This is a genomic window from Pseudoalteromonas sp. KS88 (assembly GCF_004766475.1).
Taxonomy (GTDB): Bacteria; Pseudomonadota; Gammaproteobacteria; order Enterobacterales; family Alteromonadaceae; genus Pseudoalteromonas.
This window is the reverse complement of record NZ_PYHV01000007.1, coordinates 172,745-185,371: the sequence shown is the minus strand read 5'-3', so window position 1 is coordinate 185,371 and position 12,627 is coordinate 172,745. Positions and strand designations below refer to the sequence as shown.

Here is a 12,627-nt window from a genome sequence, read left to right as displayed (position 1 = left end):
TTATTATCCAGAGTTCAGGTTTATTAGCATTAATAAATTGTTTAACCTATTAATGGGGGGGTTGGTCGCTATAAAATTGAACTTATTAGATTAATTTGACACAGTACGGTTACGAATATTTAACAGGATTAATTATGAAAAAGGCGGTTGTTACTTTAGGCTCACTGCTTGTGCCTCTTGCGTTCTCAGGTACAGTGGCTGCATCATCTGTAGAGCAAACAAAAGGGTCGTTTGTTGATAAGTTTCGTCAATTAGATGAAGCGCTGCCTACCCCTAATGTATATAGAAGTGCAGCGGGTGAGCCGGGCGAAAAATATTGGCAACAAGAAGTAAACTACGAGATTGATGCTAAATTAGATGAAAAACAACGCCGCCTTAGTGCGAGTCAAACAATAGAATATAAAAATAACTCACCGCATACGTTAAAATACCTTTGGTTACAGTTAGATCAAAACATATTCAAAAGTGACTCAATTGCAGAACGAACTGCGACGTTTAAAGGAGCAGCATTACAAGGGCGCCCTGATGCTAAAGCTACCAAATTAAGTTTAGGGCAGTTACGCCGCCAGCAGTTTATGAGTGACAACGAACTCGGCTTCGCAATTGCGAATGTTAAAGATGATAGTGGTGATGAACTTAAGGTAACGGTTGTAGATACCTTAATGCGCATTGATTTAAATGAGCCATTAAAGCCAGGTAAAGACGTTGAGTTTAGCATGGACTTTGCGTTTAACATTGTTGAAGAAGATGCGGTAGGTGCGCGCTCTGGTTATGAGCATTTTGAGGACGATGGCAATGATATATTCTTGCTTGCACAGTGGTTCCCTCGCCTAGCTGCTTACACTGATTACGAAGCATGGACCAATAAAGCCTTTTTAGGTAGCGGTGAATTTACTCTAGAGTTCGGTGATTACGATGTTGAGCTAACGGTGCCAGCTGATCATATTGTATCTGCTACAGGTAAGCTTGATAACGCAAGCTCAGTACTTACACGCATCCAGCGTAACCGTTTAAAAGACGCTGAAAACGCTAAGCGCCCTGTTTTTATCGTGACAGAAGAAGAAGCCTTAGAGAACGAAAAACAAGGCACCGATAAAACTAAAACATGGCACTTCAAAGCTGAAAACGTGCGTGATTTTGCATGGGCGTCATCACGTAAGTTTATGTGGGATGCTAAAGGCTACCAGCAAGGTGGAGATGAGCAGCCATTGGTTATGGCAATGTCATTCTTCCCTAAAGAAGGGGGCGATTTATGGAAAAAGTATTCTACTGAGTCTGTGGTTCATACCATGGAGGTGTATTCACGTTTTTCATTTGACTACCCCTACCCTGTCGCACAATCAGTAAATGGCCCTGTAGGTGGCATGGAATACCCTATGATTACCTTCAATGGTCCTCGTACGGAATTACAAGATGACGGTACTCGTACTTATTCACAAGCTGAGAAGCGCTTTTTGATTGGTGTGGTAATTCATGAAGTGGGTCACATCTACTTTCCTATGATTGTAAATTCAGACGAACGCCAATGGACATGGATGGATGAAGGTTTAAATAGCTTTTTAGATGGTGTGGCAGGCCGAGAGTGGGATCATACTATCCCATGGGGCGTAGAGCCGCGCGATATTGTTGCTTACATGAAATCAGAAAACCAAGTGCCTGTAATGACACAGTCTGACAGTGTATTACGTTTAGGCCCTAATGCTTACACTAAGCCGGCAGCTGCGTTAAATATCTTGCGAGAAGTCGTGTTAGGCCGTGAGTTGTTTGATTTTGCCTTTAAAGAGTATGCGCAGCGCTGGAAGTATAAGCGCCCTACTCCTGCTGACTTTTTCCGTACCATGGAAGAAGCGTCTGGTGTTGATTTAGATTGGTTCTGGCGTGGCTGGTTCTATACCACTGACCATGTCGATATTTCTTTAGATAAAGTTTACAAACTACAGCTTGATACTAAAAATCCTGATATAGACTTTAATCGTTTACGTGATATTGAAGCAGATAAGCCTATGCCGCTTTTCGTTGAACGGAATAAAGCAGAAGGTAAAAAACTATGGGTTGATGAAAACCCAGATGTGACAGATTTCTACGATGGCAATGATCGTTTTACTGTGACCAACAAAGAGCGTAACGCGTATAACAAGTTCTTAAAGGGGCTTAAACCTTGGGAACGTAAAGTGTTTGATCGCGCTATCGAAGAAGATAAAAACTATTATGTTCTTGAGTTTTCAAACGTAGGCGGCCTAGTAATGCCTATTTTGCTAGAACTAACCTATGAAGATGGCAGCAAAGAAATGCAGACTATACCTGCTGAGATCTGGCGCCGTAACCATAAACATGTGCAAAAGCTAATAATTACTGATAAAGACAAAAACCTTGTGTCTGTGTCGGTAGATCCTCGCTGGGAAACGGCGGATGTAAATGTTGAAAATAATCATTATCCACGTCAAATTATCCCTTCGCGTATTGAAGTTTATAAGCGTAAAAAGAGCACTGCTAAAGTACGTCGCGATATCATGCAAGATATCAAAACAGAGCTTAAAAAAGACGATGAAAAAGACGATACTAAGGAGCAAAATTAATGCGCATAATGCTCATTTTTTTAGCTTTGCTGATTGCTGCGCCGGCTATGGCGCATCAACTTAAAGCATCTGTAACAACGGTGTTATTCAATAAAAGAACAAGTAATATTGAGCTTATGCATCGCTTTTATTTACATGATACAGAACATGCTGTGGAACATTTGTTCCCAGGAGGCGCTGATATTATTAGCAATAAAGCAGATCAACAACGCTTCGTAAACTATGTTGAATCGCATGTTGCCCTTCAAACTCTCAATGGTGAGCCTTTAAAGCTTAGCGAAGTGGGAGCGCAAGTGGATGGTAAATTCTTTTGGGTGTATCAAGAAGCGCCAATTCCTAAAGGTATTAAAGGAATTAGAATGAGTCACGGTGCGCTAAGAGATCTTTGGCCTGCTCAAGTTAATATGGTGAATGTTGAAGGGCGAGGTAAAGTGAAAACATTACACTTTACGCAAAGTGATACATGGCTCGAGGCACGTTTTGAGCCTAAAGAGTGGTTGCCCTCAAAGCCATAACTAAAGAGCTATATGCTTAAGTGTTTAAACGCCAGAGTTTAATCAAACGCTTCTATGAATCCCAACTTTCGCGCGCAGTAGTTTTGCGCGCGTTTTTAAATCTCTAAAAAATATGCATGATCGTTTGCATATTCAAGTGCGTAAACTATCTTAAAGTAACGTGAGAGATACCATGAAAAACCAATCATATACAAGGATTAGTATGGATATTGATAACCACTGTATTGAAGGCGTAATTTTTGACCTTGACGGTACCTTAGTATCTTCCGAGTTGGACTTTACGCTTATTAAGGCACAGCTTAATTGCCCTGCGGATCACGACCTGCTGAGTTTTATTGCCGCACTCCCCTCTCCTTATATGCGTGAAGAAGCGATGAACATTGTGCATCAGCATGAGCTTATTGATGCACAACATGCGACCTTACTGCCAGGTGTAGCTCAAACTGTTGACTACCTCAATAAAATAGGTATTCCAATGGCTATAGTGACACGAAACTATGATCAAGCAGCTGCGCTTAAACTCAAGAACAACCCATTACCCATTAAAACTGTACTAACACGCAGCGACGCCCCACCAAAGCCAAACCCTAGCGCTTTAAATGCAATAGCCACGCTGTGGGAGTTAGAGCAACACAAGTTAATTTACGTTGGCGATTATTTGTATGATATACAAGCTGCTAAAAATGCAAAAATGCGCTCTTGCCTTTATGCACCTGATGTAATTCCTGATTATGCAAAGCAGGCGGATTATATTTTGCATCACTTTAGTGAGCTTGCTGAATTAATTGATGATTTAGCAAAAACACCCGCGTTAAATCATAATTAATGCTGTAATCATTATTATGTTAAATTGCCTTGTGTCTTTAGTTTGGTTGGTAATTCATCTATTTGAGGTGAATTTGAATAATTGTGATTTTAGCTACTAGCTCAACACTACCTGAGTTGTTAAAATATAAGTAATACCGATATTAAATCAGAGGCACAAGATGGGCAGAGCATTTGAAGTCCGCAAAAGTTCAATGGCTAAAACAGCCAATGCAAAGACTAAAGTTAATTCTAAATACGGTAAAGAAATTTACGTTGTCGCCAAAAATGGTGAGCCTGATCCTGAGGTTAACCAAGCGCTGAAACGCATTATTGACCGCGCTAAGCGTGATCAAGTTCCAGCCCACGTTATTGACAATGCAATAAAAAAAGCAGCAGGTGGTGCAGGAGAAGATTACTCCACAGCCCGTTATGAGGGATATGGACCTGGTAACTGTATGGTTATCGTTGACTGCTTGACCGACAACCCAAATCGTACCATCAAAGATGTTCGTTTACCTTTCACAAAAACAGAATCAAAAATAGGCACGCCAGGCTGTGTTGCGCATATGTTTGACCATTTAGCTGTACTCGGCTTCAGTGGTGATGACGATGAAGTTGTGTTAGAAGCGCTGATGATGGCTGACGTTGATGTTACTGATGTTGAAGTTGAGAATGGAAAGGTTTCTGTGTTTGCTCCTCATACTGAATACTACAAAGCAAAAACAGCGTTGGAAGAAGCATTTGAAGGTATTATTTTTGAAGTAGACGAAATTACCTTTGTGCCGCAAGTGCACGTAGATATCACTGATGAAGATGATATTGCTAACTTTGATAAGTTTATCAACATGCTTGAAGATTGTGACGATGTACAAAACGTTTATCACAATGCAACGGTTGTGAGTGAAGGGTAGCAGCGAATTTACCTCGCGAAAATGAGGATGTTTGCGGTGCCAAGCCACTCGCCGACAAGTATTGCCGTCGCGTAGTCGTAGGTCGTCATTTATCGCGACACGCGCCTACCTCACAATAGAGGACAAAAGGTGCCGCGTAACAGAGAATAAACCTAGTAAGAGTTATTTCTACTGTGCGAGCTCTGCATTCTCAGTAGTTAATACATTATTAAGGCGCATTATTTTTAATGCGCTTTTTTGTTGATTGCTGAATGTTAGCCATTCATTGTAGTTATGGGTGAGCAAAAAAAAGCCAACCTAGAGGCTGGCTATATGACACAAATAAACTCGAAGGGGGAGTTATCTCTGCATTGCTTTATATTTGATACGAAAAGAATGCAGTAAAGGTTCAGTATATCCACTAGGCTGTTTAGTGCCTTCAATAACAAGGGCTAGAGCAGCTTGATAGGCAATACTATTGCTCAGGCTTTGAGGTGAGTCAGCCATATTAGTATACGCTGAGTCATGTGCATTTTGGCCATCAACCACTTTTGCCATTTTTGCCATTGTGCTTTCAACTTGGGCTTGAGTACATACGCCATGTGCTAGCCAATTGGCCATATGTTGGCTTGAAATCCTAAGTGTAGCGCGGTCTTCCATTAATCCAATGTGGTTAATGTCAGGCACTTTTGAGCAGCCAATACCTTGGTCAATCCAGCGCACAACATACCCTAAAATACCTTGTGCATTGTTATCAAGCTCTGCTTGGATGTCTTCTTTACTTAACGAGCTTGGGTCGTCCATCAAAGGCGGGGTAAGTAAATCATTCAAACTTGCTTCATTGCGCTGCGCAATGCGCTTCTGACAGGCAAATACATCAATATCATGATAGTGCATCGCATGCAGTGTCGCAGCGGTGGGAGAGGGGACCCAGGCGGTATTAGCACCAGACTGTGGGTGGGCAACTTTTTGATCCATCATTAATGCCATTTTATCAGGCATTGGCCACATCCCTTTGCCAATTTGAGCTCGGCCACTTAGCCCTGTTTGTAAACCAATATCAACATTTCTATCTTCATACGCGCTGATCCAAGGTTGTTGCTTGATAGCTGCTTTTGGCATGACTACACCAGCTTGCATTGAAGTGTGTATTTCATCGCCAGTGCGGTCTAAAAACCCGGTATTAATAAACACAACGCGCTTCTTAGCGGCTTCAATACACGCCTTTAAGTTTACTGAGGTACGGCGCTCTTCATCCATAATACCCATTTTAATGGTGTTTTGGGGAAGATTTAATACTTCTTCAACGCGCGAAAATAAAGTATTTGTAAATGCCACTTCTTCAGGGCCATGCATCTTGGGTTTTACAATATTGATGCTTGTTGCAGATGAGTTCTTCACTGCACTTTGGCCATTTAAATCATGAAGTGCGGCAGTTACGGTGATCATCGCATCCATGATACCTTCAAATACATCGTCGCCTTTGCTATCTTGGATTGCAGGGTTTGTCATGAGGTGACCAACATTTCGGACAAACATCATGCTGCGACCTTTTAGTGTCAATTGTTTACCATCAAGCCCAGTGAAGTGGCGATCGCTAGATAATGAGCGCTCTACCGTTTGCCCGCCTTTAGTAAATGACTCAACTAAACTGCCATTCATTAAGCCAAGCCAGTTCTGGTACACCTGAACTTTATCTTGTGCATCAACGGCTGCTACAGAGTCTTCACAATCCATAATGGTGGTTAAAGCGGCTTCTAATACAACATCTTTTAGGCCTGCTTTATCAGCTTTGCCAATTGGGTGCTGATGGTCAATTTGCAGCTCAACATGTAGCCCATTGTTTTTAAGTAAAATAGCACTTGGGTTTTGCGCTTCACCGGCAAAGCCAACCAACTGATCAGGTTGTTTTAAGCATGTTTGTGAACTGTCACGTAAAGTAATGATTAGCTGACCATTGACGATAGAATAATTGGTGCTTTCAATGTGAGAGCCACACTCCAAAGGCAGAGACTTATCTAGAAATTGCCTTGCATAGGCCATGACTTTAAAACCTCGTACAGGGTTATAGGTAGACCCTTTTTCTGCGCCATCATCTTCTGTTAGTACATCCGTGCCGTAAAGTGCATCGTACAGTGAACCCCAGCGAGCGTTTGCTGCATTTAGTGCAAAACGTGCATTACTTACAGGCACAACAAGTTGTGGACCAGCACATTGTGCAATTTCTGGCTCTACATTTTGAGTTTCGATTTTAAAATCTTCTGGTTGAGGAACTAGATACCCAATTTCACTTAAAAATGTGTGGTATTGCTGAGCATCCCATTGCGGATTGCGTTGATGATAATCATCAATTTTTGCTTGCAAAGCATCGCGCTTAGCAAGCAATGCACGGTTAATTGGGGTTAATTCGTCAATTATATTTGCAAAGCCTTGCCAAAACTGTTGCTCGCTGACGTCAGTACCAGGTAACAATTGATTATTAATAAAGTCGGCTAATTGAGTATTTACAGTTAAGCCAAATTGACTGTGAGAGTGGGTTGTCATAGTTGCTATCCTTTAAACGGTCGAACTGCATAAATTTATTATGTGCTAACCATAACGTAAAAATAGCGATATAGGTGCCCTTAAGCCATTCACAAAAAATATACTCAGCATAATAACTATAAATTTACTAAATTATAAAAATCCGCCTAATGTTTAGTTAACCGCTAAGGAGCAAACACTCCTAGCCACTCTCACAACAAAATAAATATTAGCTTAACCCGTTCAAAGGATTTTTATTATGAGTACATATCAACAGCACACAGACACCCTAGCAACACTTTGCGAAACACAGGGCAAAACATGGCAGGCAATTAACCCTGAGTATGCAAGTCGCATGCGCTTACAAAATCGCTTTCGTACCGGGCTTGATATTGCTCAATTTACTGCTGACATAATGCGTGAAGACATGGCTGCTTATGATGCAGACACAAGTCAATACACTCAATCACTTGGTTGTTGGCATGGCTTTACTGCACAGCAAATGATGATGGCTATTAAGCGCCACCAAAAAACGACTAAGCGCAGTTATGTATACTTAAGTGGTTGGATGGTTGCGGCGCTTCGCTCTGAGTTTGGCCCATTACCAGACCAAAGTATGCACGAGAAAACCTCAGTCCCTGCGTTGATTGAAGAAATTTATACCTTTTTGAAACAAGCCGATGCCCGTGAGCTTGACCATTTATTTAAAGATCTTGATGCTGCAAAAGCAAATGGTGGTGATGTGCAGGCAGTACTTGACAAAATTAACAATTTTGAAAGCCATGTAGTGCCTATCATTGCAGATATTGATGCCGGTTTTGGTAATGAAGAAGCAACATATTTACTGGCTAAAAAGATGATTGAGGCAGGTGCGTGTGCCATTCAAATCGAAAACCAAGTATCTGATGCAAAACAATGTGGTCACCAAGCAGGTAAAGTAACAGTACCGCATGAAGACTTTTTAGCAAAAATTAACGCTGTTCGTTATGCCTTTTTAGAATTGGGTATTGATAACGGTGTTATTGTTGCTCGTACCGACTCACTTGGCGCAAGTTTAACGCAAAAAGTACCTGTATCACAAACGCCTGGGGATTTAGCGAGCCAATACAACGCATTTTTAGAAACGACGCCAATTAATACAGTTGAAGACTTAAATGAAGGCGATACCGCGATGAAGCTAAACGGTCAACTTTGTAAACCAACCCGTCTGGAAAACGGTTTGTACCAATTCCGTGAAGGCACTGAAAAAGACCGCGTAGTATTAGACTGTGTTACAAGCCTACAATCAGGGGCAGATCTGTTGTGGATTGAAACTGAAAAACCACATGTTAAGCAAATTGCAGAGCTAGTAAACCGAGTTAAAGAGCAAGTACCTGATGCAAAACTTGTTTATAACAACTCTCCTTCGTTCAACTGGACACTGAAATTCCGTGAGCAAGTGTATCAAGAATGGCAAGATGCAGGACGAGATTTATCAGCTTACCCAAGCATTGACGACAACAAAGCGCTTATGGCTCCAGAGATGGACGGCACAGAGCTTGCTCAGGCCGCGGATGTATTAGTACAAAACTTCCAGCGTGACGGTGCAAGAGAAGCGGGCATTTTCCATCACCTAATCACATTACCTACATACCATACAGCGGCGCTTAGCACTGATATATTATCAGAAGGATATTTCGGCGACCTAGGCATGCTGGCTTATGTACGTGATGTTCAACGTCAAGAAATTCGTCGTGAGCAAGCGTCTGTTAAGCACCAAGACTTAGCAGGTTCAAATATTGGCGATACACACAAAGAGTATTTCTCAGGTGACAATGCACTGAAAGCCGGTGGCGAAGCAAACACAATGAACCAGTTCTAAAAGTCTATATTTCCTAGTCAACAATGTTACAAGGGCCGCAAGGCCCTTTTTACGTTGATAGCGAAACCAAAAATAAAAAGTAAAAAGGCTAATTATGCAAAGCTTAGCTTCACTCAGATCACGATTTAACTAGCTGGCAGTGCGACGGTTACGATTTGGATCAGAGTTTAACTAGCTGCTAATTTGCGCCTAAACTTTTGGATCAGAATTTAATCAGCTGCGTTTTTGCTCACTATTTTTTAATCAAACGGGTGGTTGAATGGCTTTTTTGGCAGGTTATAAGGACTATTTTGAGAGGAAATAGCTGTAATTGCCCTTTAAACTAAAAATATAAACCGATTTTTTACCAACTCTAAGCGAGGATAAACCACTTTTTTACCAACTCAAACGCCGTAAACAGTGACTCAAACCGATTTTTTACTAACTTAACGACCTAAAAATGTCATAAACCGAAATTTTACTAACTCAATTAACTTACAAAGTCCGATATTTTTTTGAGTATTTGAGGAGTTACTTACATCACTGTTGTAAAGGGGGTTTACAATAAGTGAGCCGTGGCTCATAGCAAAAGATAAAATACCTATAGTGGCTAGGTTTACCTAAACCTAGCCACTAGAAACTTTTATTGACTATGTTTATCAAACCACCATTGGATGTAAGCGACTTTAGTCATTAAATTAGAAGGGCGTTTAGTTATGCCATGTGATGCCTCAGGAATACGAACCATCGCCGTGTCCACACCTTGTAGTTTTAAAGCTTGGTAGTATTGCTCGGTTTCAGATATTGGCGTACGGTAATCAGCTTCACCTGTTAATAGCATGGTTGGTGTTTTAACATTACCCACATAGCTGATAGGTGAGCGCTTCATATAATGCTCAATATGATCCCATGGTTTACCAGGAAACCAATAATCAGCAAAAAACGGATAGTAATCAGCAGTTAGTACAAAACTGATCCAATTGATAACAGGTTTTGCCACAACAGCTGCTGCAAAGCGGTCAGTATGACCTACAACCCATGCTGTTAATGTACCACCGCCAGAGCCGCCAGTGACAAATAATTGAGACTCATCAATAAATCCTTTTGCAATTAATGCATCTACGCCTGTCATTAAGTCATCAAAATCATTGCTTGGGTAGTTGTGATGAATTGTTTGTGCAAACTGCTTACCATATGAGTCACTGCCACGGGGGTTCATATAAAGCACCACGCTGCCCTTAGCAGCAAACAATTGTACTTCTGGACTAAAATGAGGGCCGTAATTGGCCACAGGTCCACCATGGATCTCAAGAATAAGCGGGTACTTTTTGGATTTATCAAAACCTGGAGGGTAAGCAACCCAACCTTGAACAGCTAAACCATCATGACTTGATTTAACCCAAATCTCTTCAACCTTAGCGAGATTTTTGTTTGCTAGCGCATCCTCGTTTAGCTTGGTTAAGTGCTGTGTTTTTCCGCGCTTTAATAAGGCTACATCGGCAGGGCGCTGCGTATTTGCAAGCGTAAATGCCACTTCTCCATCTTCGTTTACATCAAAATCACCACCAGAGTATGGACGACCAAATGCAATGCTTCCTAAATCTTTAGTTAAAATTTTACGTTTACCGCTGCGTGCTTGATATGCGAGCAGGGTTTGGCCTTCGCTGTCGTAAGTAAAATAAACACCTTTGGAGTTTGTTGACCATTTTATCTTTTCAACACTACGGTCTAAATCAGTTGTTAAGTTACGTGTTTCACCTGTCTTTAAGTCGCGAATATATAAACGGGTATTTTCATAATTTGTTTTTTTATCATCATAACCGGTATAGGCTAAATAACGACCATTAGGCGATAACTGCGGTTGGCTATCTGGCCCAACTCTGTCTGTTAACTGGGTTATCTCAGAAGAGCGAAGATCAAGTTTATACAGCTCAGAATTTGTTGGTTTTAATAAGTAATCAGTATGACGATTAGCTGAAAAATAAAGGCTTGTACCATCAATACTGAAACTCAATGCGCCGCCGTGGTCAAAGTTCCCTGTAGTTAACTGGTTAGCATTCCCTCCAGTGGCGCTAATTTCAAACAGATGGCGGAAACCTTTTTGAGTGTAACCGCCGCCATCAGCTCGGTAATACACGTCATCAATATATTTTGCAGGCTCGGCCCAATTCGCTCCCTTTGGTTTACCGGGCAAAGACACGGGGCTTGCACTGGTAGTAGGTACAAACTGACTAAATACTAGCTTTTGACCATTTGGCGACCACGTTAAATTTCCTGGGCTCTGAGTTAAATTACTTATTTTTGCAACCGCACCGGTATCTAACCATTTTATATAAATTTGGCTACTGCCATCACGCGTTGAAATAAATGCTAAGCGCGATTCATCTGGCGATAACACAGGTGAATAATCCATATGCACACCAGAAGTAAGCGGTCGGAGTTGTTTTGAACTGCTATTAACTGACCAAATATTACTTACTTTACGATCGCTTTTAATATCCATTCTATTACGGACAAAATAAACCACATCGCCATCAGCGGTCATTTCTATTTGGTTGGCATATTCAAGATCAAATACACTTTCTAATTGTAAGGTATTATCAGATTGAGCCGCGACGCTACAAAAGCTCAACGTAGCCAGCAGCGCAAGAGGTGAAAGTAATTTCATTCTTATTCCTTGTTATTAAACAGACTCTAAAGTTATAAAGTAACAATAGTGAAAAATATACCTTATTGCGATAAGAAGTGGACAAACGGCTGTGGAACGCATAATTTAATAATGCATATTTAAAAAAAGGAGTCTTTTTATGATTGGTTACACTATGGTGGGCACTAATGATTTAGAAAAAGCGGTGGCTTTTTACGATCAACTTTTAGCTCAGTTGGGCGCGCAGCGTTTTTTAGAAAATGACCGATTTGTGGCTTGGAGTAATGGCTCGGAGCAGCCAGGATTTTCAGTAACGGTACCGCATAATAACGAAGCTGCTACGCCAGGCAATGGCACTATGATTGCCATAGCTGCTTCAAGCCCAGCCCAAGTAGATGCCTTTTATGCTAAAGCTATAGAGCTTGGAGCGTCGGATGAAGGCGCGCCTGGACCACGTGAGATGCCAGGGTTTTATGCTGGTTACTTTCGTGATCTTGATGGCAATAAACTCAATGTATTTTGTTTCACACAAACTACTTAAATTATAAAGTCGCGTGATAAAATAGCAGTCAGCTTATCTTATGACGATGCACGAATCAGTCAGCATTGAATTCCCACAGGTTTAAAGCATCGATTTATATTACCCCTCCCTCAGAGTTGATGAAAATGTTTTGGCTTATTAAAGGATGAACTGGGAATCACAGCCTATTTCATTCATATAGTGTATTTAAATTAAACCGTGAATAGGTGAACAAAGAGCAAAATCTAAATAATCTGAACTCTGGATAATAAATCTATCTTCAGCGGCTACTTTCAACGCTAACTGCGT

The 12,627-nt window shown here is 41.1% G+C and carries 8 protein-coding genes; 6 read left to right on the top strand and 2 right to left on the bottom strand.

The genetic code is table 11. The annotated features are described in order from the left end of the window. Positions 1 to 134 precede the first annotated feature (134 nt). The 4 genes from C7Y70_RS04355 (at position 135) to C7Y70_RS04340 (ending at position 4,809) form a co-directional block, all read left to right on the top strand. A complete protein-coding gene (locus C7Y70_RS04355) occupies positions 135 to 2,576 on the top strand; it encodes a M1 family metallopeptidase (protein WP_135473511.1) in 2,442 nt (813 codons plus the stop codon). Further along, positions 2,576 to 3,091, top strand: coding sequence for a DUF6702 family protein (locus C7Y70_RS04350; RefSeq protein ID WP_135473510.1), 516 nt, complete (start codon positions 2,576 to 2,578; stop codon positions 3,089 to 3,091). The genes C7Y70_RS04355 and C7Y70_RS04350 overlap by 1 nt, the downstream gene beginning before the upstream one ends. A gap of 202 nt (positions 3,092 to 3,293) precedes the next feature. Continuing rightward, the gene (locus tag C7Y70_RS04345) at positions 3,294 to 3,917 is read left to right on the top strand and encodes an HAD-IA family hydrolase (protein ID WP_135473509.1); all 624 of its coding nucleotides are present in this window, start codon (positions 3,294 to 3,296) and stop codon (positions 3,915 to 3,917) included. Positions 3,918 to 4,077: 160 nt separating this feature from the next. Next, entirely contained in the window at positions 4,078 to 4,809 is a 732-nt protein-coding gene (locus tag C7Y70_RS04340; protein WP_135473508.1) for a YebC/PmpR family DNA-binding transcriptional regulator, read from the top strand. 339 nt (positions 4,810 to 5,148) lie between these two features. Here C7Y70_RS04340 and C7Y70_RS04335 read toward each other — a convergent pair whose 3' ends face one another. Next, positions 5,149 to 7,332 (bottom strand): malate synthase G, encoded by a 2,184-nt coding sequence (locus C7Y70_RS04335; RefSeq protein ID WP_135473507.1) that lies wholly within the window; start codon positions 7,330 to 7,332, stop codon positions 5,149 to 5,151. A 238-nt stretch (positions 7,333 to 7,570) separates the two neighbouring features. Here C7Y70_RS04335 and C7Y70_RS04330 point away from each other — a divergent pair, with 238 nt between their 5' ends. Then, positions 7,571 to 9,172: an isocitrate lyase gene (locus C7Y70_RS04330; protein ID WP_135473506.1), complete on the top strand. Its 1,602-nt coding sequence runs from the start codon at positions 7,571 to 7,573 to the stop codon at positions 9,170 to 9,172. Positions 9,173 to 9,794: 622 nt separating this feature from the next. Here C7Y70_RS04330 and C7Y70_RS04325 read toward each other — a convergent pair. Next, a complete protein-coding gene (locus C7Y70_RS04325) occupies positions 9,795 to 11,819 on the bottom strand; it encodes a S9 family peptidase (protein WP_135473505.1) in 2,025 nt (674 codons plus the stop codon). 139 nt (positions 11,820 to 11,958) lie between these two features. Between C7Y70_RS04325 and C7Y70_RS04320 the strand changes: the two genes are divergently transcribed. Then, positions 11,959 to 12,339 (top strand): VOC family protein, encoded by a 381-nt coding sequence (locus C7Y70_RS04320; RefSeq protein WP_099293182.1) that lies wholly within the window; start codon positions 11,959 to 11,961, stop codon positions 12,337 to 12,339. The last annotated feature ends 288 nt before the right edge of the window (positions 12,340 to 12,627 follow it).